Below are 23,724 nucleotides of genomic sequence, written 5' to 3' on the forward strand. Positions count from 1 at the left end.
TAAAATATTAGATATGAAATAATAAAAATCGCAATATTTTGAATTTGATATTATTTTAGTATTATAGTTATTCTTGGAGGAGAGATTATGGACAGATATGAGATAATACTGAGGCTTATGTTAGCATTTGTTATAGGTGGTGTAATTGGATACAACAGAGAAAACAATCATAGTCCAGCAGGATTAAGAACTCATATATTAGTATGTGTAGGTGCAGCTTGTACATCGTTAGTACAACTTTCTATTTTAGAATATACTGCTGAATTAGTTAAAATAAATGTAGATTTAACTAATATTATGAAAATAGATTTATCAAGGCTTGGTGCACAAGTTATAACAGGAGTAGGTTTTTTAGGTGCTGGTACTATAATACATGAAAAAGGATTAGTTAAAGGTCTTACTACGGCAGCATCAGTTTGGATTGTTGCTTGCATAGGTATTGGAATAGGATTTGGATTCTATTTTTTAGCAATATCTTCATCTATAATAGTATATTTATCATTAGTTTCATTAAAAAAAGCAGAAAAGAAATTTATAGAAAAAACTAAAGATATAAAACTTTATATAGAATATGTAGATAAATATGAAGCAACTAGAGTATTAGAAGAAATTTTAAGGGAAAAAAATGCCAATATTTTGTCGTTAGAATGCAATTTTAAAGAAGAATGTAATAAAAATGTAGAATGCTGTATATACTATATGATGATTCCAGTAAGTATTAATAATCTAGAGTTTATAAATGATCTTAGTATCACTGGCAGATTTAAGTGTGTGAAGATAATATAAAATTTAAACTCTAGAATAATAAGGAGAGAAAGCAAAAATGAGTATAACAATCGTTTCTTTTATTATTCTTATAGGAGCATTATATACTATGGTTATAACCCTAAAAAGATATGAGGATAAAGAAAGAAAAGTATTAACACTTGAAGAATGTGAACATATTATTGTTTGGCAAAATGATCCTAGCAGGAAAGTTTCACCACCAGAAAAATTAGATAAGATAATTGAAAGAGTTACTAGAGGTGAAATTGTTAAGGTAAAAAATAAAAAAGTATATAATGAAGTAATGAGAATAAGTAGCAAAGCTATAAAATTTAATAATTTAATACTTGTAAAACAAAACAAAAAGTGATAGAATGAATAAAAATAGAAATCTTTAAACAGTCCAGAGAGACCGCAAGATTTAAAAATGAGAAGAGATATAATAACTATTACTTGGAATTTATAACTTCTTGCGGTCTACGCAAGAAGTTTTTTATTTTACATTAAAATTTAAAAGACAAGTATTGCCTTTTAATCAGTCCAGAGAGGCTGAAAGGGAGAAATTAAGTTTCTCCTTGAAAAAAATTTCAGGAGGTTTTTTTATGTCAGAAAAAGTTGTTTATTCAAATGAGGTTAAAGGAAATATTTTATTCGAAAAATTAAAAAGAATAGTTTTAGCAAGTCAACACTTAATTGCAATGTTTGGTGCTACGGTATTAGTTCCAATACTTACAGGATTTGATCCATCTATTGCACTTGTAGCAGCAGGATGTGGAACATTAATTTTTCACTTATGTACTAAAGGTAAGGTACCTGTGTTTTTAGGCTCATCTTTTGCATTCATATCAGTTATAGTTACTGTTAAAGAAGTTCATAATGGAGATTTAAGATATGCACAAGGTGGAATTATGGTTGCAGGACTTATATATGTAATACTATCATTTTGCGTAAAAAAGATAGGTGTGCATAATATAAAAAGATATTTTCCAGCACAAGTTATAGGACCGATGATAATAGTAATAGGATTAAATCTAATACCTACAGCACTCCAGATGGCATCTCAAAATATTATAGTAGCAATAGTTACATTGTCAGTAGCAATTTTAATAAGAGTATTCTGTAAAGGATTCTTAAAGCAATTATCTATATTATTAGCAGTTATTGTAGGATATTTATTAGCATTATCATTAGGAATAGTAGATACAACAATAATAACTAGTGCACCTATAGTAGCTATACCTAAATTTACATTACCTAAGTTTGATTTTGGGTCAATAATGGTAATCGCACCAGTGGTTTTAGCAGTACTAATGGAACATGTTGGCGACATAACTACAAATGGTCAAGTTGTAGGAAAAAACTTTATTGAAGATCCAGGTTTAAATAGAACTTTACTAGGAGATGGACTTGCAACAATGTTCTCAGCATTAATAGGAGGACCTGCAAATACAACATATGGAGAAAACACTGGAGTACTTGCATTAACAAAAAATTATGATCCATCAATATTAAGACTTACAGCAGTTATAGCAATATTATTAGGGGTAGTTTCAAAGGTAGGAGGATTTTTACAATCAATTCCTTCATCTGTAATGGGTGGAATAAGCATAATATTATTCTCAATGATAGCTATGGTTGGTGTAAAAAGCATAAAAAATGATAATGTAAAATTTGATTTAAGAAATAGTATTGTTATGTTAACTATAGTAGTTTTAGGATTAGGAACAACATTATTAGAAAAGAAATTTGGAGTATCATTAGGAATACCAGTTACAGAAACAGTAAAAATATCAGGATTAAGTTTAGCTGCAATAGTTGGAGTAACTTTAAATGCAGTATTAAATAGAAAACAAATAAAAAAAGAAAAAGCTATGTCTGAAAGCAAATCAGAATTAGCTTGTTAATATAGAAAAAGAAGACATACTTATTTTTGAGATAGCTAAACTTTAATTTAAAATTATAAATTCTAAAATTAAATATATAAAAAGCTTTAAATTGCTATAAAATCTAAAATGACTTTATAGCAATTTTTATTTTTATAAATAAAAATTTACAAATTATATATAAAAGTTAACTTTGAGTGAATTTTTTTAAAATTTTTTAAAAAATATTTTTTGAATAAAAAATAGTTATATATGAATTATTATGAAAAATGTATAAAATAGGATGAATAACAAAGTATACATAATTATATTAAATTTGGAGAATAATAATAATATACTTAATGAATTTTAAAAATACTAATAAAATTAAATATATGTATTAAAATCCAATAAACAGAAAAGAAAGAATAAAAAGAAAATTAAGAAATAAGTCGAAAACTATTGAAAAATATAGAAAAAACTATATAATGAAAATGTAACAAATTTAACAAAAATTTAAAAAATAAAGGGGGACAAAAATGAGTAAAGAAAAAAAGAAGAAAAAATCATTTCCGACGGCCTTTACAGTGCTGTTTATAGTATTAATCCTTGTAGCATTACTTACTTATTTAGTACCAGCAGGAAGTTATGCAAAACTTAAATATGATGTAGAATCAGATAAGTTTATGGTAACTATGCCTAAAGGAGATGTTACTGAGTTAGATCCAACACAAGAAACTTTAGAAAAACTTGGAGTTAAAGTAGATGTTGAAAAGTTCACAAGTGGAAAAATTAGCAAACCAATAGCTATTCCAGATACATATGAAGAACTAGAACAACAACCACAAGGTTTCTTTGAAGTTTTAGCAGCACCAATACAAGGTGTTTATGATTCAATTGATATTATAATGTTTGTATTTATATTAGGTGGAATTATAGGAGTTATAAATCATTCTGGAGCTTTTGATGCTGGAATTGCTAGTTTGTCAAGAGCTACTAAAGGAAAAGAAATGTTACTTATAGTTATAGTTACTGTATTAGTAGCAGCAGGTGGAACTAGTTTTGGACTTGCAGAAGAAACAATAGCGTTTTATCCAATACTAATGCCTATATATCTTGTATCAGGATATGATGCACTTGTTTGTATAGCAGCTATATACTTAGGTTCAACAATAGGAACAATGTTTGCGACAACTAACCCATTCTCTGTAGTTACAGGTTCTAATGCAGCAGGTGTAAACTTTACTGATGGAATGTTATTTAGAGGAATAGGTCTTGTTTTAGCAGTAACATTAGCATTAATATACATAATCCGTTATGCTAAGAAAGTTCAACATGATGCTAAAAATTCATATATATATGAAGACAAAGATCATATAGAAAATAAATTCTTAAGTGGATATGATGCTGATAATTTACCAGAATTCAATATAAGAAGAAAGCTTATGCTTATAATATTTGCACTTGCATTCGTAGTTATGGTTTGGGGAGTTTCAACAAAAGGTTGGGGCTTCAAAGATATGACAGCTCTATTCTTAATAGTAGGAATAGTTATCGGAATAGTTTCAGGTATGGGCGAAAAAGTATTTGTTGATAAGTTCGTAACTGGAGCAGGAGATTTAATAGGAGTTGCTCTTATTATAGGAGTTGCAAGGGGAGTAAACATAATAATGGAAAGTGGACTTATAAGTGACACTATTCTATATTTCTCTTCAAACTTAGTAACTGGAATGAACTCAATACTATTTATATTAGTTATGGTAGTTATATTCTGTGTATTAGGATTCTTTATACCATCATCATCAGGTCTTGCAACACTTGCAATGCCAATTATGGCACCACTTGCTGATTCAGTAGGATTATCAAGAGATACTATAGTTAGTGCTTATATCTATGGTCAAGGATTAATGTCTTTCATTACACCAACAGGATTAATACTTGCATCATTAGAAATGGTAGATGTAACATATAACAAATGGTTAAAATTTGTATTGCCACTAATGGGAATGATAGGTGGAATAGGAATTGCAATGTTAATAATTCAAGTTTTAGTATAATTAAATTATTAATAACATATTAAAAATAGTAGAGAATGTTTATAGCAATCTCTACTATTTTTTTTATTTGTAAAGAAAACAAGTTGATTTACTATATATAAGCAAATTTAACTTTTAAAGTTGTTAATAGAATATTAGTATAAAATAATTAAAAATGTAGAATAAAATATTTATATTGAAAATAAATACTTTTTATTTGTATATAATTCTTATAAAATTTAAGAAAAACTAAAAATTTAAAAAATTCGAAAAACTTAGATAAAAAAGTAAAATGTAAAGGCAAAATCTATTGAAAAAAAATAAGGAGTGATAATATAATATAAGTAAAAATATATAAAATTACAAAAAAATGGGGGAATACAAATGGCAAAAGAAAAAAAGAAACGATCATTTCCTACGGCTTTTACAGTATCATTTATAGTATTAATTCTTGCTGCATTACTTACTTATGTAATTCCAGCAGGAAAATATACTAAGCTTGCATATGATGCTGAAAGTAAAAATCTTTCAATTACTAATCCTAAAGGGGAAATAGAACATTTAGAAGCTAGTCAAGAAACATTAGATAAGCTAAATATTAAAGTTGATATTTCAAAGTTTACAGAAGGTGCTATAAGTAAACCAATAGCAATTCCTGATACTTATGAAAAAGTAGAAAGTAATACACAAGGAATATATGATATTCTTGCATCACCAATAAAAGGTGTATATGAATCTATTGATATTATAATGTTTGTATTTATATTAGGTGGAATTATAGGAGTTATTAATCACTCAGGTGCTTTTGATGCAGGTATGGGGAGTTTATCAAGAGCAACAAAGGGAAAAGAAATAGTTTTAATAATTGTTGTTTCAGCGGCTATAGCACTTGGAGGAACTACTTTTGGACTAGCAGAAGAAACTATAGCATTTTATCCAATATTAATGCCTATATTCTTACTTGCAGGATATGATGCAATTGTATGTATAGCAGCTATATACTTAGGTTCAGCACTTGGAACTATGTTCTCAACTGTAAATCCATTTTGTACAGTTATAGGTTCTAATGCAGCAGGTATAAATTTTACTGAAGGTCTTACTTGGAGAATAATAGGACTTATAGTATCTATGGCAGTATGTATAATTTATATTATTAAATATGCTAAAAAAGTTCAAAAAGATGCATCTGCATCTATTATATATGAAGATAAAAAGCATATAGATAATAAATTCTTAAGTAACTATGATAAAGATAACATACCTAAATTTACATTTAGAAAAAAAGCTATGTTAACAATATTATTAATAGGATTTATTATAATGATTTGGGGTGTTTCAAGTCAAGAGTGGTCATTTGAACAAATGACAGCATTATTCCTGTTTATAGCATTAGTTATAGCTTTTATTTCAGGAATGGGAGAGAAGGTTTTTGTAAATAAATTTGTAGAAGGTGCTGCAGATTTAACTGGAGTTGCACTTATTATAGGTGTTGCTAGAGGTGTAAATATAATAATGGATAATGGGCTTATAAGTGATAGTATTTTATATTATTCATCTAATTTAGTAAATGGTATGAATTCTATAGTATTTATAATTGTTATGATGCTTATATTCTTAGTATTAGGATTCTTCATTCCATCTGCTTCAGGGCTTGCAACACTTGCAATGCCAATTATGGCACCACTTGCTGATACTGTAGGATTGTCAAGAGATGTTATAGTAAGTTCATATGCTTATGGACAAGGATTAATGTCCTTTATAACACCAACAGGACTTATATTGGCAACGCTAGAAATGGTAGATGTAACTTATGATAAATGGCTTAAATTTGTAATGCCATTGATGGGATTAATAGGTGGATTATCAATTATAATGTTAATATTACAAGCATTTATACCACTATAATAGGGAAAACACATGTGAAGTTTATTTCATATGTGTTTTTAATTTGATAGGAATTTAATAAATTATATTAAGAAATTAAGGAATGAAAAGTAATATAAAAATAAGTATAATATGTTAAAATTATGTATAAATTGAAAAAATATAAATAAACTAGTTGACGATACAAAAAATAAAAGTATAATTAAATAATGTAGTACAAATTATTTGAATTTTAAGAAAAAATAAGAGGAGGTAAAATCATGACAACAATATTAATGAATAGAAACTTTGATGTGATTATAGTGAGAAGATTTAACGGTATAGCATGCAAAAAAGTTAAGATGTCATCAGTCTTACCTCTAAATAAGAATAAGATTTTGTAAGGTTACATAAGTTTACTTAATAACTTTTAAAATTTGTTTCATTATTGATTATTAGAGCGCGACTGAGAAGTTGCGCTTTTATAAATATAGCCTAAAAAGAGGCTCTATTAATTTTAGTGTAGCTAAGATTAATAGGGTCTCTTTTTATGTTTTTAATGAAATAAAGTTCTTATTTAGATGCATAAGGTAAAAATTATAGAGAGGTGAAAAACATGAAATTATTTAAAAACTATATAGCAAAACACTTAAAAGCACTTAGTATTCCCATTATAGGGATGATAATTGCACTAGGAATTGATAGTACATTTCCATATCTACAGAAAATATTTGTAGATGATATCATGATAAATAAAAAAGATAATATGTTATTAAAATTTTTTATGATATTTATGATTTTAACGTTATTACGTTCAGTTATTGGATATATAAAAGAATATTTATTTGATAAATTTGCATTAAATGTTGCTAAAGATATGAGAAAAGATTTATTTAGTAAAATACAAACTTTTGAATTTTCCTTTTTTGATAACATAAATACAGGAGAACTAATGTCAAGAGTTGGAGAAGACGTTGATACTATTTGGGATACATTAGGATTCGGAATAAGACTTTTAATAGAAGCTATAATTCTTTTTATAATAACACTTGTAATTATGCTTAAGTTAAATACATTTTTAACTGTAGTATCTTTGGTAGTTTTAGCGCCTGTAAGTATTTTAGGTTTGAGATTTGACAAGAAATTTTGTGATATGTATGAAAAGATAAGTGATCAAACAGCAGAAATAAACTCAATGGCACAGCAAGATATAGCAGGTATAAGACTTGTAAAGGCATTTGCGAGAGAAAAACATGAAATAAGTAAATTTTTAGAAGTAAATAATGAGTATTACAATTTGAATGTTAAACAAGCAAAGCTACTCAGTAAGTTTTTGCCAACAGTAGATTTTTTGACTAACTTAGCACCAGTGGCGATGATTATATTTGGAGGTCTTTTAACTATACAAGGAAAAATATCATTTGGAACAATCCTTGCTTTTAGTAGTTATATAATGAATATTTCATTTTGTGTAAGAAATTTAGGATGGCTTATAAATCTTTTATCTCAAAATAAGGCATCTATAAATAAGATATATAAAATTCTTGAAAGAGAACCAAATATAAAATCTAAAGATGATGGATATAACCCAAATGAAGTTTTAGGTAATATAGAATTTAAAAATGTAAAATTCAAATATAATAATGAAGAAATTCTTGAAGATATAAATTTAAATATTCCTAAAGGTAGTACAGTAGCTATTATGGGTGAAACAGGATGTGGAAAGACATCATTATTATCTTTAATAGGAAGATATTATGATGTATATGATGGTGAAGTTTTAGTTGATGGAGTAAATGTTAAAGAATGGAATTTGGAAAAATTAAGAAGTAATATGTCAGTAGTATTTCAAGATACATTTCTTTTTTCAGATACAATAAAAAATAATATTGATTTTGGAAATGAAAATTCATTTGAAGAAATTATTAAAGTGTCAGAAGAAAGTTGTGCATATGACTTTATAAATGAAATGGAACTTAAATATGATACTGAGATTGGTGAAAGAGGTGTTGGACTTTCAGGAGGACAAAAGCAAAGAATTTCTATAGCAAGAGGACTTTTAAGTAAAAGCTCCATATTAATATTAGATGATGCAACGTCTGCATTAGATATGGAAACAGAATTTAAAGTTTTAAAGAATCTTTCAAATAGAAGAGATAAACCAACAACATTTATAATAGCTCATAGAATTTCAGGAGTTAAAGATGCAGATATTATATTATTTATGAAAGACGGTAAAATCGTAGAAATGGGAAATCATGAAGAATTATTGAAAAAACAAGGTTATTACTATAGTATTTACTGTCATCAATTTAAAGATTTTGAGCTAATAAAGGAGGTAAGTTAATATGGTTGAAGATAAAAGCAAAGTTCATAAGTGGAATACGGTAAAAAGATTAGGGCAATATGTAAAACCATATAAGTGGAAAACCATAGGAGTAATACTTGTGTTACTTGTTGTAATGACTTGTAATACACTAAACCCATATCTTATGAAAGTTTCAATTGATACTTTTGTTGCAAATAAAAATGTAAGTGGATTATTTGGTATGGGACTTGCATTAGTAGGTATAAATATAGTTGCAATGATATTGTCTAAGATAAGAATATTATCTATGAGTAAAATAACAAATAGAATTTTAATTGATATAAGAGATGAGCTTTATACTCATATACAAACTTTAAGTTTTTCCTTTTTTGATAATAGACCAGTTGGGAAAATACTTTCAAGAGTAGTAGGAGATGTAAATGCATTACAAAATTTATTAAATAACAGTATTGTTAATTTAATACCTAATATTTTTACTGTAACTATAGTTACAGTAATGATGTTTATATTAAATCCAATACTTGCAACTATTTGCATAATAGTACTTCCTGTACTTTTAGGTGCAATGTTTCTTATTGAAATAAAATCAAACAAACGTTGGAGAATTTTTAGGGAAAAGCGTTCAACTTTACTTGGATATACTCATGAAGCATTTTCAGGTATAAGAGTGGTTCAAGGATTTAATAGAGAGAAATATTCAAAAGATAAATTTGTAAATAACTTAAATGAACATGGAGATGGATTTTTAAATGCTGTAAAAATTCAAGATTATTTTTGGCCTATAGTTGATTTATGTAGGGGAACAGGAATAGCAATTGTATTATTTGCAGGATATAAATTATTTGTAAATGATAGTGTATCTATGGGAACTTTAATGGGATTTGTTATGTATATAGAAATGCTTTGGAGACCTATAATGAATTTAGCGTCTTTTTATAGTGCATTTATAACAAATCTTTCAGCAGCAGAGAGAATATTTGATGTTCTAGACACTACAAATGATATGGTTACAGAAGGAAAAAATGAAAAAATGCCTTTTATAAAAGGAAATATTAAATTTGAAAATGTAACTTTCTCATACGATAACAATGATGTTCATGCACTTAAAAATACATCATTTAGTTTAAAAGCTGGAGAAAAGGTTGCATTAGTAGGTGAAACTGGTGCAGGAAAAACTACTATAACTAATCTTATAAGTAGATTTTATGATCCAACATTCGGAAGAGTGCTAATAGATGGAGTAGATATAAAAAATGTAGAACTGGAAAGTTTAAGAAGCCAAATGGGTATAATGCTTCAAGATTCATTTTTATTTTCTACTACTATTAAAGAAAATATTAAATATGGAAAATTAGGTGCTACTGATGATGAAGTTATTGCAGCATCAAAGGCTGTAAATGCACACAACTTCATTAAAAAATTAGAGAATGGATATGATACAGAGGTAAATGAAAGAGGTTCTAGACTTTCATTAGGACAAAGACAATTAATTGCTTTTGCAAGAGCATTAATTGCTAATCCTAAAATATTAATACTAGATGAGGCAACAGCAAATATTGATACAGAGACAGAAAGACTTGTTCAAAAAGGAATAAAAAAGCTTATGGAAGGTAGAACATCAATAGTAATAGCACATAGACTTTCAACTATAAGAGATTGTGATAAAATATTTGTTTTATCAAAAGGTGAAATTGTGGAAGAGGGAACACATGAGCAGCTTTTGAAAATGAAAGGCTATTATTACAATATGTATTGTGCACAATATAGTTTTTTAAATGAAGGAGCATAAGAAATTAATAAATTATATTAGAAATAATTAAAGTTTTTACATTGTAATGGATAAATTTAAAGGGCTATTCTGGAAGATGCTAATAACATGTAAAAGTAAAATTCTTTAATTTTTAAATAAGGGTTTCTTTAAATTTTTCATTACAAAATTAAACTTAGTAAGGTAAGAAATAAGAAGTATACCTAAAAAGATAAAATATAACAAAATTCAGTTTACAAAATGGGGGAAAGCAATGAATAGGGAAATGGAATTTTACTTTTTTGGAGATGCAGGAAGTTATGACGAATACAATCCAGCATTAATTTTAAATAGATTAAAGGCACAAGAAATAATATATTTTATAGCATCAAATGAGCCATTTTCAATAGAAAAAAGAGATATATCAAATGAATTAGATATTGATGAAAAAATAGTAGAAGATATACTTTATGACATGGTTAAAATTAATGCTATAGAGGAAAGAAATAATTCATATAGAATAGACTTTCCGATATTTCTAGAACAAGATGTTTTAAAGATAGAAAAGTTTTTATATGGAGTAGGAGAGTCTATTGGAAATAAAATTGTAAATATAAAAGAAATTATTTTAAATGAATTGAAAAAAATAAGTACTTACAAGAAATATTCAAATGAAAGATTATTGTATCATATAATATGTGACCATGTATTTGATGGAACTGCTTTTGAATTTTTTGAAGAAAAGGGGCTATTTTGTACATCAAAAGAACAAATAGGAAATAGAGATTATTTAATCGTAGCATATGAAAAAAGTGAAGTAGTATCTAATCATAGCAATAGATTACTTTGTAGTAGCAATAATTATAGAACAGAAAAATATACATTTAATAGCTTTGGTGATTGTAATGGAAATAGAAAAGATATGTTTAGATTTTTAAATTTAACTAATTTAGGAATAAATAATTCTACAAAGTTTGAAGAACTTAACTTTTCATATATAAAAATTATTGAAAGAATGAATAAAGAGTTAGCAAATAAATGTGGGGAATTAATTATTAAACTTAATTTGGAAAATTTAAAATATGAAGATTTAACTACAGAAGAAAAGGAAATAGCAGATTTTTTAATTAATATGGAGTATTTAAAAAAAGAACAAGGAAGAAATATTGAACTTAATATTCCAATATTTAATGAGAATGATAAAAAAATTATATATAAAATAGGTGAAATTATACTTAATGAAATTTATGAACAAGTTAATAAAATACTTATTAGTTTAGAAGATAATAAACTTAATATTACAGCAATAAAGCATAAAGTTAAAATAAAAGAAATATTAAATGAAATGTGGCATCAAATTTTTGGACTAACAAATGAATACTTATGTAATATAGGTTTTGTAGAAAAACCAGAAAATAAAGATTGTGAAGGTAGATATTTAAAGAGTTTTTGTTGGAGGTAAGATTAGGTATGATTTATGGTGAAAAGGTGGCAATAAGACAAATGGAAATTGGTGATGAAGAGTACCTTTATAAATGGTGGAATAATGAAAAACTAATGGCTCATGCTACATGGATATGTGGTCTTTTAAAAAGCAAAGAAAGTATAAGAAAATCTATAATTAATGATATTGAATGTACAGAATTATTTCCTGAAACTAAGAGATATATTATATGTAAAAAATCTGATTTAGAACCTATAGGGGAAATGAATTATTGTGATTATGACTCAAGAAACCAAAAATCAGAACTTGGAATTAAAATTTGTGAAGTAGATGAACAAGGAAAAGGTTACGGAGAAGATGCACTTAAAATATTTATAGATTTTATGTTTAAACATTTAAATTTAAATAAAATAGAGTTAACTACAATGAAAGATAATACTAGAGCACAAAATTTATATAAAAAGCTTGGTTTTAACGAGATAGGAATAATAAGAAAAGCTATATTTGACAGTAGAAATGGAGCTTTTTCAGATGTTGTATATATGGATTTATTAAAAGAAGAGTGGTTTAGTGGAAAATAAAATATTAGTGTTAATTAAGTATATAAAAAAAGAAATACAGTAAATTATAAAAAATAGGTAGGCTAAATCTTTATTAGCGTACCTATTTTTTTATATATTAATAGTATCAACAGTTAGTTTAACTTCTTTATTTATAAATTCTGCAAAGTTAGTATTTATTAAATCTTGTTTAAATTCATTTTCAAGTTCTTCTATAGATTTATTGTAAATACTTTCAAAATGAATTAATGAATTTGTTTCAGTAAATTTTTTATATAAGTTAGTATATGATTTATTTCCATAATTAAATATTAAAAAACTTGTAAATGCACCAGCTAAGGTGTAAGTAAATATTTGATTATGTTTATAAAAGCTCTCATCCTCTAACAACATATTTAAAGAAATATACTTAGATGAAGTTATAAAATTTTTAACCCAAATTTCATTAGGAATTCCCCACCATGTTTTGTCAAAGCACATAGCTAAACCTTCTCTTAAAAATGTACTTTTAGCTAACCCAAACTTTAAATAGGTTATATAGTGAGCATCTTCATGATATCCTAAACATTTTGTTTTGTCATTGTATACTGCATATAATCCAGATTCTCCTTCATCTTCAGGATATCTACAAAAACCATTACATGGATCATCATCACCGTATAATTTACCAACTTCCTTTGAATCATTGCATAGAAAGTATTTAATTTTTTCATTTACACTAATGTTTAGAACTCTAGTTATATGGTTAAAACAATTTTCTTGAAATAATGCTATTTCCTTTATATGTTTTTCAGCTAAACTATTTTCATGGAAATTGAATATATAATGCTCACTCTGAAAAATTTTCCACATAAGATATACCCCCTAATATAATATTTTTAGTTTAAACTAATGAATAAATTGCATTTATAATGGCATCAGGATTGTCTTCGTTGATTAAATGTCCACAATTTTCAATTAATTCCATAGAACTTTTAGTTGATAAAGATAATAATTTTTTAGATGCAGTTTGCCATATGTTTTCTATATAATTAGCTTCAGACTCATTTAAACCTTCTTCTATAATCATTTTATTTATTGAATAAGTAGCATCTCTAACTAGTATTTTTAGTGTAATGTCGGGAAATGCTGATAAATCATTGAATTTAGTAACATTATCTAAATCTAGTATTTCTAAATATTCTTCTTTGTAAAGCTCAGGTCTTATATAAAAATCTAAAAGTTCAGTTTGAATATATTTAGGTAAAAGTAATTGTTTATTAGATAAATTAGGATTTAACTCTTTTCTTAATTCATCTTTAGTAGAGTTAGAATACTTTTTGCATAGATTTAGCCATTCTTTATTATCCTTTAAAAAAACATTATTTTTATCAAGTTCTCTTACATATATGGAAGTTGATTCTACTAAAATAGCACTTTCTATTTTTTCAGGATGCAATTTAGCAAAGTATTGTACACAAAGTCCACCATAAGAATGACCTAATAAAATAATTTTATTTTTTATGTTTAGTTTTTCAAGCAATGAATATGCTTGTCTACATGCAGTTAAAACTCCTTCAGATTCATTTATAAATTCACTTTTGCCTACCCCTTGGCGATGAATTAATATTACAGTAAAATTTTTAGAAATTTCCTCGGCAATATCTAACCAATCATAAATAGTGCCTTCCATGCCAGGAAATATTAAAATGGTTTTATCACTATTTCCATTTATATAATATTCAGTTTTTTTACCATTAAGTTCTATTAAATCTATCATTTATTATATACCCCCATATACAATATTTTAGCATATAATAGTAAAAATAGGGAAATAAGTACAATTAGAACTTCTTTGAAACTTTAAGTTATTCATGCTTCAGTTGAGAAAGTGCTATACAAAATTAACAATTAACAATGAAGGATAAAACTGACGTTTCAGTTTTTTAAAATTAAATTTTGCAATAATTTGAAGAGCAAATTAGTGGGAAACAATGTAAGAATGTAGTTTTTAGGTATTTCTATTTTAAATATTAGGAATGAAATGAGTAATATTAACCATAACTGTCAATTGTCAATTTTCAATTGTCAACTGGTTCCAAATATAAATATAGCAATAAACTATAAGATTAGTACTATCATTTTAGAAAGACATTACTTTAAATTTGAACTTGGAACACTATATAGTGAGTTTTAAATGAACAATATATTAAAATCTTATAAATAAAATAAAATACTTGAAATTTAAATAAATTATTATATAATATGACTAAGATACATAAAAAAATATGTATAAAAAAATATTGATTTAATTTAAGGTTAGAACAAGGAGCAAATTATGAGAAAAGTTTATAAAAATCCAAAAGAATTAGCAACATGTGTAAAGGATTTAGTAGATGTATACTTAGATGAACTTATTTCCTACGAAGATTTAGAGAAAAAGGTAATAATACTTTTAGAAAGTAATGATACTAGATTTTATAAAGATGGAAAAATGTCATCAAAAATATTTAATGTAATAGGAAGCGAATATGCTGAAATAGTAGATAAAATAGTTAAAAATCAAGCTTAAAATTGAAAAAATTTCCGTACTCAAATATTGGGTACGGTTTTATTTATATGGAGATTTAATCTTATAAAGAGTCTAAAAATAATGATAAAATACTTATATAATATAAGATTAATGAAATTATAATTTAAATATAATTTGACATTTGAGAAAAAAGTGCTAAAATATCAATTAAATAATAAAAACGTAAATAAAAATATAGAGTAAAGATAGAGGTTGCAATAATAAAGAGTAATATTAATGAGTTAAGCACTATGAGTTAATATGAAAGGGATTATTGCCGAAATGTATAGTTAATGCTTTAACACTATGCATTGGTCTTGTATATAACATATGCAAGACTGTCACAAAGTTATTTGTGGAGTGCTGTCTTTGTGTTTGTTAATCTTTAGATATGGACAAGCTCAAAGAGAAGCCTTTGAGCTTGTTTTTTTTACTCATAACTAAGGAGGAAACATTTTAAATGGAAGAAAAAAATTTAAAAAAAGAAATGAGCCTTTTCATGGCAACTATGCTTGTGTGTGGAAATATGATTGGTTCAGGTGTATTTATGTTGCCAGCAACACTTGCAGAGGTATCAGGACCACTATCAACAATTATTGCTTGGATAGTTACAACATTAGGTTCAATATTAATAGCTATGTCTTTTGCAAATTTAGGAACTAAATATCCCAGCACTGGTGGTGCTTATACATATACTAAGGAAGCATTTGGAGAATTTACAGGCTTTTTAAGTGCATGGTTATATTGGAATGGTTCATGGATAGGCAATGCAGCTATAATAGTAGCTTTAGGAAGTTATAGTTCACAGGTTTTTCCTATATTAAGAAATCCAGTTGCATCTATAATTTATACAAGTTCTATACTATGGATATTTACAATAATTAATATAGTTGGAGTAAAAAAAGCAGGGATACTTCAAAGTTTTGCAACAGTATTTAAAATAGTATTTTTTGGAGTTTTTATAGTAATTGCATTTTTAAATTTTGATAAGCAAAATATGTTACCATTATTGCCAGAAGGCAAGGGGTTAGGAACTATACCATTGGCTGCTACATCAACATTGTGGGCTTTTGTAGGAATAGAAAGTGCAACAGTAACAGCAGGTGAAATTAAAAATCCAGAAAAGAACGTAAAAAAAAGTACAATATATGGTCTTATAATAGCGTCAATTATATATTTATTAATTAGTATAGGTAGTCTAGGGAATATGTCTAATGAAAATTTATCACAAAGTGTTGCTCCATTAACAGATATATTAACTAATATATTAGGAAGTTCAATTGGAAAACTTTTAACAATATCAGTAATTGTATGCATTTTAGGATCTGTAATAGGTTGGCTTTTATCTACAGCAAGAGTTGCATATGCAGCAGGTCAAGATGGTGTATTTCCTAAGTTTTTTGGAAAGTTACATCCCAAATATGAAACACCAGCAAATTCTTTAATAGTAGGATCAATACTTGTAAATATATTACTTATAATGAATTATCAAAAAAGTATGGTTTCAGCCTTTACTTTTATAACTATACTTGCAACATTAGCATTTTTACCTGTATATTTATTAACTATATCAGCTGAAATTATGCTTATGTTTAAAGAAAGTAATGAATTTAATATTAAAGTATTTTTAAAAAAATCAATAATACCATTATTAGGATTTATATATGCTATGTGGACTATATATGGTTCAGGAGCAGAAATAGTAATGTGGGGATTTTTACTAATGTTAGGTGGAATTCCGTTTTATATATATAATTACCATAACAATATATTCAGCAAAAAAGATAAATAGAAAAATAAAATTAATAGGTTATAAATAAATAATTTTATAAGAGCATATTTAATTTATCTCAAAATTGTTTAAATCTAAATTTTTCTGTTATACTTAATAATAGTTTTAAAACAAGTAGAAAAGAGATGAATAATATATGAGAAATATAAAAATGACTATACAATATGATGGTTCGGCTTATAAAGGTTGGCAAAAACAAAATATAAAAGGTACTTCTGTTTCAACAATACAAGATAAGTTAGAAAATGTTTTATCAAAGATGACCGGAGAAGAAATTCAAGTTATAGGTTGTGGAAGAACAGATGCAGGAGTTCATGCTAGAAATTATGTTGCAAATTTTAAGACTGATACTAATATGAATATAGATGAAATGATGAAATATGTACATATGTATTTGCCAGAAGATATAATTATAACATCTATGAAAGATGTTAGTGACAGGTTTCATTCAAGATTAAATGTAAAATCAAAAACATATGTTTATACAATAGACAATAATAAATATGCTGATCCATTTATAAGAAAATATTCTTATCACATAGGAGAAAATTTAAATTTAGATAGTATGAGAGAAGCTACAAAGTGTCTTTTAGGAACTCATGATTTTCAAAGTTTTACAAGTTTGAAAGCTAAAAGTGGCAAGTCTACTATTAGAACAATAAATTACATAAATATTCATGAGCAAGATAATATAATAAAAATTGAAATCAATGGTAATGGATTTTTATTAAACATGGTTAGAATATTAACTGGAACATTAATTGATGTAGGAAAAGGAATATTTGAAGTTAATGAAGTTGAGAGAATATTAGAAACTAAAAAAAGATGTGAAGCAGGAGAAAAAGCACCATCTAAAGGATTATGTATGTTAGGGGTAACGTACTAGAAGTTATAAACATATTAAGAAAGAGTATGCATATATTAATTTTATATATGCATACTCTTTTTATATGAAAATTAAAAATTAATAATGAAGGATAAAACTGAAATCTTAGTTTTAAAAAATATCAAAAGTAATAGTTATATTTACTATGAAAACTATGGTTAGCAAGGATACTATAATGGGGAATTTATTCTCCAAAATCAACCCTTTATGGATAAATATTATACTAATTTTATTTGAAGTACAAATAAAACATTGTAGCGTGGATTTCAATCCCCTGCGATTCATCATTATTATTATTAATTCATAATTTTTACTTGGTTCCAATAGAAAAATAGAAATAACATGTAACTTTAATAGTATCAATTTACAAACATATTACTTTAAATTTAAGTTTGGAACCCTATAATAAATAAGATTAAAGTTTAAATAAAAATACTTTGGCTAGACTCTATATTAAGAATATGAATTTAGAGGTGTAATTTTAATATGGAACTAAAAAGCGAAAAAATAACAGAAGAAATAAGAAAAAACAAGCATATAGAGAGATTGTTAAATCATTTTAAAGAAGAATATGAAGATGCATACATAAATTTGAATAGCACTGAAAAAGAAGTAGTTATGGATGAGAATAATGAAATATTTAAAAAGTGGCTTTGTTCACCTATATTAGTTGCATCTAACTTAACTCCAAATTTTATAATAAATGAATTTGCACAAAGTAAAATTAAGGGGAATTACTTTATATCTCCATACATAACAATAAAAAAAGATGAAAAATTAAACTTTAATACAGAATATGTGTATTATTCAATGGAAGACCATCCTGTATTTAAAGATATAGAAAGTATAGTTAAATATACTAATCCAACTATAACTGTTGGTGTAGATAAAGAATTATTAGTTGAAGAATATGATAAACTTATGGAAGAAGTTCAATTTAAAAGTGATTATTACATATTATATTTAATAGATTTATGTATAGCACTAAATATATTAAAGGGAGTCATATCCATAGGATGTGGATGTTATAAAGTAAATAAAGAAGGATATGATGAATTTAAAAGTTTAAGTAATAATGAAAAATTAAAAAAGATATTTGATGCAACAGTAGATAATTGTGTAAAAAATTTAAGACAAGTAGATTTTATAGGTGATCTTATAGATAAAAATATTGTTATGAAATTTTTGAATAATAATATGAAAGAAGAAGAATATTTAGATATAATGAACAATTTAAATCCTGAAATTTATAATGCGATTAATACTATTTACAAAAAGAAAAACAGTAAAGATATATTGGATAAAAATATGGGTGAGTTAGTTATAAAAGCACAAATAAGAATACATATGGATATATTATTTACAACAGTTTTTGGACAGTATTTAGGAATAATTTCACCAACATATTTATTTACATTACTAATTTCTCAAACATTTTTTGAGTTAACAAATGCTAAAGAATTTATGCAAAAAATGAGCATTTTATGGAAATGTGATGATATGCATGACTTAACACCTTTAGGTGAAGAGATAATGGATAAAAACAATGTGCATATAGATAAAAGAGAATTTAAGTATTTAGATACAGAACACATTGAGGAAATAATAAACTATGGAATAGAAGAAAAGAATAGCTTAATAAAAGTTAGAAAAGAAAATGAGCAAATATTTATAGATCCTGATTTGAATTTTGATAAAATATTGGATTTTGTAGAAAATTTCAATTGTGATGATAACAATGAAGATGAATATTGTATAAGTGAGTTTGTACATGATAATATGGATGATTTTTTCTTTTATTTGGGTAGAAATAATTTAGATAATTGTTTAGGATATGTAAATAGTGCAGAAAGGTTTGCGGGAAATTATCTTAAGTGCAAGGATGAAAAGGAACTGAAAAAAATAAATGAGGAAATTGTAGATAAGTATTTTAATGACCTATTTATAAAAAAAATCGCAGAAAACAAAAATAGTATAATTTATGAAGTTGGTGCAATTTCTGAATATCTAAGATTCTTAAATAAAAAAAGAATAATTAGGGCAACAGTTATGAAATCTATAATAAAAAATATTGATAATGGTGAAAAATATTTTACTATGTTTGATAAATATAAAAAGGAAAGTAAAAATATATAAATATTAAATAAAAAATCTGATTAGTTGGTAATATATATTTAATGAACTAATCAGATTTTTTTATTTTAAAAATATGTTAAAGTTTTTGAAAAAGTAGCGAAAAATGTAGAAATGTGTTATATAATATAAAAAATACAAAAGAGGTGAAGTAATATGGATAGTAGAGTTAAAGATATAAAAGAAAATTTTTCATATATAGAAAAAAAATTAAATAAGGATTTGATAGGACAAGAAAAATTCTTAAAAAAGTTATGCAATTACTTTGAAAATAAAATTTTAGAAAATGATAAAGGAATTTTATTTATAATTGGTGAAAAAGATACAGCAAAGAAAACTAGTGTTAGACTTTTATTTGATAAATTAGAAAAAGTTAAATTAATAGAAAATAGTAATTTAGATGAAATAGATTTATCATCATATAATTTTAATTTAGGATATAATGCTTTTCTAACAGATTTGTATGAAGGTTTAAATAGTAATAGTCAGGGTTTATTATTTAAAAATTTTGATAAGGCTACAAAAGAAATGTTAGAAATATTATCAAGTATTTCACCAAATGAATGTGTGAATTTAAAAGATAACTATACTATAAAAAATAAATTTTTAATAGAATGTGATGACAAAGATAAAGAAGGAATCAATAAATTAGTTTGTCCTAATAAGTTTTTTATATTTACTTCTAATAAGGAAGATATTGATATAAGTGAATTATTTGATGGGAAGTTTTTAAAGAAAATAGAAACTGTATTACATACTAAAAAATTAAATGAAAGTGAAAGAAAATTAATAATAAGAAAAGAAGTAAATAAATTTATAATTAGAATAGAAGAAGAATTTGGTGTTAAAGTTACAGTTCAAATGGAAGAAAACAATAAAATGGGAGAAGATTTAGGAATATGTAATTTCTTTCAAGAAAATTATAGAGAAGACAGTAGTTTTGGGATTTCTGAGTATGTAGCATATAGGTTATATAATCCTATTCGTAGTTTAATAATTCAGGAAGAGGTTGAAAAGGAAAATGTATTAATTTTGTATATAGAAAATAATAGGATTTACTGTAAGGTAGATAAAGATATTTTCAAATTAAGTGAGTATTCAACACCTACATTGGATGAAGTGAAATATAAACTTAATTCAATAATTGGAATGAAGGGATTAAAAGACTTTATCGATAATATTCAAAATAGTTATAAAGTACAAAAAATAAGGGAGAGATTAGGACTTAAAACTTCACATATTTCAATGAATATGATTTTTGCAGGTAATGCAGGAACAGGAAAAACAAATGCGGCAAGAATTACTTATGAATATTTAAATGCATTAGGAATTTTAAAAGAAGGAAAGTTTAGAGAAGTTAGTAAAGCTGATTTTGTATCAGAAAATCTAAATGATATTGCTAAAAGAACTAATGATATAGTAAATTCAGCATTAGGCGGACTTTTATTTATAGATGAAGCTTATTCATTATGTGAAAGTGAAGATGATAAAGCTGGAAAAGAAATAGTAGATGCACTTTTAAAAGGAATAGAAGATAATAGAAACAATTTAATTGTTATATTGGCTGGATATGAAAAAGATATGGAAAAATTCATATCAATTAATCCGGGGCTTAAATCAAGGTTTCCAAATGTAATTCATTTTGAAGATTATAGTCCATCTGAAATGTACCAAATAGCAGTTAAAATTGCAAAATCAAAAGGATATAGAATAGCTAAAAATGTTAAATATGATCTAATAGAGCTATTTGCCAAAAATCAAATTATAGGCAAAAATGATTTAGGAAATGCAAGGTTTGTAAGAAATATAGTTGAAAATGCTATAATGGATGCTTCTAAAAAATATTTAAATAGTAGTGAAAAACAGATAGACTTGTTAGAAAGAGATAATTTTAACTTTAAAGCAAAAACTAAGTTTGATTTAGAAGAAAGATTAAAAGATATAGTTGGATTAGATGAGGTAAAAAAATTATTAAGAAGTCAATATAAATTAATAGCTGCTCAAGAAAAAAGAAAATCAGCTGGAGTAAATACTAAAATAGAACAAAATTTAAATATGGTGTTTGCAGGTAATCCAGGAACAGGTAAAACTAGTATTGCAAGAGTCGTAGCTGATATGTTAAATAGTATGGGATTATTAAAAGTTGGTCAATTGATTGAAACTGATAGATCAAGTTTTGTTTCAGAAATTCCAGGAGAAACGTCTAAAAAAACAGAAGCTAAATTCAAAGAAGCTATTGGTGGAATTTTATTTATCGATGAAGCTTATACACTAGCTAACGATTCATTAGGAAGAGAAGCTATAGAAACACTACTAAAATTGATTGAAGATTACTCAAAAGAAGTAATAGTTATACTTGCTGGATATGAAGAAGAAATGGAAGAATTTTTCGATGTAAATATAGGATTAAGATCAAGATTCCCACTTTGGACTAATTTTGAAGATTATAATCCAAATGAACTTTTAGAAATGTCTATTAAGCTTATAGAATCTAAAGGATTTAGATTATCTAAAAATGCTTATGGAGCACTTAAAAAAAGCTTTGTTGATATATATGAAAAATCTGATTCACAATCAGGTAATGGAAGAATGGTTAGAAATTATGTTGAAAATATAATAAGAAATCAAAGTATAAGAATTGTTGAAGAAGATATTAGTGCATATGAAATGAATCTTATAACTATTAAAGATATAGAAGCTATAAATGTATCTGAATATAGTAGTGACTTTGATTTAGAAAAGAAACTTAAATCATTAATAGCTAGCGAAAAATCTAAGGAATTTTTAAGAAATCAATACAAGTTTATGAAAACTAAAGAAAAAAGAGAAAAGCTAGGAAAACGAAGTGATATAAATAAATATATGAATATGGTGTTTACAGGAGAGATAGGTACAGGTAAAAAAACTGTATTAAATATATTATCAGAAATGTACTATAGCATGGGAATTGTTAAAGCTAAAAGTATAATTGAAATAGATGAGAATGAGATTATATCTATGCTAAACAAGGGTATGCAACTAGAAGATATATTAAATAAGTTTTTAGGAAAAGTAGTTTTAATTGATAAAGCTCACTTGCTTAAAGAAGAAAATAGTAATAAGGAAATAGTTGCATCACTTATAAAATTTTTAGATAAAAATAAAAATAAAATAGTTATAGTATTATCAGGTGAAAAAAATCCAATGAAAGATTTAATATTAAAAAATCAATCACTTAACTATAGATTTCCAATTTGGTTTGATTTTGAAGACTATACTAGTGAAGAGTTATTAGATATAACATTACATTTAATAAAAACTAAAGGTTTCTCATTAGATGAACAGGGAGAAAGTGAATTAAAAAATGTAGTAAGTAAACTTTATAATACAAAAAACTTAGGATTGAAAAATGGATTGATGATAAAAAAATATTTAGATAATCTTGTGAGAATACAAAGTATACGAGTATCTAATGAAAATATATCTTCTAAAGAAATAGATATAATAAATAAAGAAGATATAAGAAAAAGTGAAGAGGTATTTATAAATAGAAATGAAATTGATTTTGAAATAGACTTAGAATGCAATAAGGATGCAATTTTAAAAAATGAAGAAAAATTATATGATTATTCAATTACAGAAGAACTTACAAAATTAAACAATTTATTGAGCTTAAAAATAATAGATAATGAAGAATTTAAAATATTAAAAAGTAGATTAATTAGATAGGATAAAATTTTGTTTAATAAGATTTAATAAACGAATTAAAAAATATAA

Annotated in this window: 16 protein-coding genes and 1 riboswitch; of the genes, 14 read left to right on the forward strand and 2 right to left on the reverse strand. The window is 25.5% G+C overall.

The genetic code is table 11. The features are described 5' to 3' along the window. Nucleotides 1–87: 87 nt before the first annotated feature. The 9 genes from AC07E4_RS02615 (at nt 88) to AC07E4_RS02655 (ending at nt 12,627) form a co-directional block, all read left to right on the forward strand. Entirely contained in the window at nt 88–786 is a 699-nt protein-coding gene (locus tag AC07E4_RS02615; protein ID WP_478215659.1) for an MgtC/SapB family protein, read from the forward strand. Nucleotides 787–823: 37 nt separating this feature from the next. Further along, the gene (locus AC07E4_RS02620; RefSeq protein ID WP_034440212.1) at nt 824–1,135 is read left to right on the forward strand and encodes a hypothetical protein; all 312 of its coding nucleotides are present in this window, start codon (nt 824–826) and stop codon (nt 1,133–1,135) included. 232 nt (nt 1,136–1,367) lie between these two features. Further along, entirely contained in the window at nt 1,368–2,669 is a 1,302-nt protein-coding gene (locus AC07E4_RS02625; RefSeq protein WP_034440214.1) for a uracil-xanthine permease family protein, read from the forward strand. Nucleotides 2,670–3,166: 497 nt separating this feature from the next. Next, the gene (locus tag AC07E4_RS02630) at nt 3,167–4,684 is read left to right on the forward strand and encodes a YfcC family protein (protein ID WP_034440216.1); all 1,518 of its coding nucleotides are present in this window, start codon (nt 3,167–3,169) and stop codon (nt 4,682–4,684) included. A gap of 363 nt (nt 4,685–5,047) precedes the next feature. After that, nucleotides 5,048–6,568 carry a YfcC family protein gene (locus tag AC07E4_RS02635; protein WP_034440218.1) on the forward strand — a complete coding sequence of 507 codons (1,521 nt, stop codon included), beginning with the start codon at nt 5,048–5,050 and terminating at the stop codon, nt 6,566–6,568. Nucleotides 6,569–7,142: 574 nt separating this feature from the next. Beyond that, nucleotides 7,143–8,873, forward strand: a complete 1,731-nt coding sequence (locus AC07E4_RS02640; RefSeq protein ID WP_034440219.1) for an ABC transporter ATP-binding protein — start codon at nt 7,143–7,145, stop codon at nt 8,871–8,873. A gap of 1 nt (nt 8,874) precedes the next feature. Further along, nucleotides 8,875–10,644: an ABC transporter ATP-binding protein gene (locus tag AC07E4_RS02645; protein ID WP_478215660.1), complete on the forward strand. Its 1,770-nt coding sequence runs from the start codon at nt 8,875–8,877 to the stop codon at nt 10,642–10,644. Between the two features lie 232 nt (nt 10,645–10,876). Beyond that, nucleotides 10,877–12,064 carry a hypothetical protein gene (locus tag AC07E4_RS02650; RefSeq protein ID WP_478215661.1) on the forward strand — a complete coding sequence of 396 codons (1,188 nt, stop codon included), beginning with the start codon at nt 10,877–10,879 and terminating at the stop codon, nt 12,062–12,064. A gap of 8 nt (nt 12,065–12,072) precedes the next feature. Continuing rightward, on the forward strand, nt 12,073–12,627 hold the full coding sequence (locus AC07E4_RS02655) for a GNAT family N-acetyltransferase (protein WP_478215662.1): 555 nt from the start codon (nt 12,073–12,075) through the stop codon (nt 12,625–12,627). Between the two features lie 90 nt (nt 12,628–12,717). Here the strand turns inward: AC07E4_RS02655 and AC07E4_RS02660 are convergent, their stop codons facing one another. Continuing rightward, entirely contained in the window at nt 12,718–13,458 is a 741-nt protein-coding gene (locus AC07E4_RS02660; protein ID WP_478215663.1) for a hypothetical protein, read from the reverse strand. 31 nt (nt 13,459–13,489) lie between these two features. Further along, nucleotides 13,490–14,365, reverse strand: coding sequence for an alpha/beta hydrolase (locus AC07E4_RS02665; RefSeq protein ID WP_478215664.1), 876 nt, complete (start codon nt 14,363–14,365; stop codon nt 13,490–13,492). Nucleotides 14,366–14,923: 558 nt separating this feature from the next. On the opposite strand from AC07E4_RS02665, the gene AC07E4_RS02670 reads away from it, so the two are divergent. The 5 genes from AC07E4_RS02670 to AC07E4_RS02690 all read left to right on the forward strand — a co-directional run bounded on the left by AC07E4_RS02670 (nt 14,924) and on the right by AC07E4_RS02690 (nt 23,676). Then, nucleotides 14,924–15,157 carry a TIGR04540 family protein gene (locus tag AC07E4_RS02670; protein WP_034440230.1) on the forward strand — a complete coding sequence of 78 codons (234 nt, stop codon included), beginning with the start codon at nt 14,924–14,926 and terminating at the stop codon, nt 15,155–15,157. A 199-nt stretch (nt 15,158–15,356) separates the two neighbouring features. Beyond that, nucleotides 15,357–15,531, forward strand: a riboswitch (Lysine riboswitch). An 86-nt stretch (nt 15,532–15,617) separates the two neighbouring features. Next, entirely contained in the window at nt 15,618–16,949 is a 1,332-nt protein-coding gene (locus AC07E4_RS02675; RefSeq protein ID WP_478215665.1) for an APC family permease, read from the forward strand. A 136-nt stretch (nt 16,950–17,085) separates the two neighbouring features. Continuing rightward, complete coding sequence (gene truA, locus AC07E4_RS02680; RefSeq protein ID WP_478215666.1) at nt 17,086–17,835, forward strand: tRNA pseudouridine(38-40) synthase TruA; 750 nt, start codon at nt 17,086–17,088, stop codon at nt 17,833–17,835. Nucleotides 17,836–18,321: 486 nt separating this feature from the next. After that, nucleotides 18,322–19,971, forward strand: coding sequence for a hypothetical protein (locus tag AC07E4_RS02685; protein WP_478215667.1), 1,650 nt, complete (start codon nt 18,322–18,324; stop codon nt 19,969–19,971). Between the two features lie 153 nt (nt 19,972–20,124). Continuing rightward, on the forward strand, nt 20,125–23,676 hold the full coding sequence (locus AC07E4_RS02690) for an AAA family ATPase (protein ID WP_478215668.1): 3,552 nt from the start codon (nt 20,125–20,127) through the stop codon (nt 23,674–23,676). Nucleotides 23,677–23,724: the final 48 nt, after the last annotated feature.

It is taken from the genome of Clostridium amazonense, from assembly GCF_056431285.1.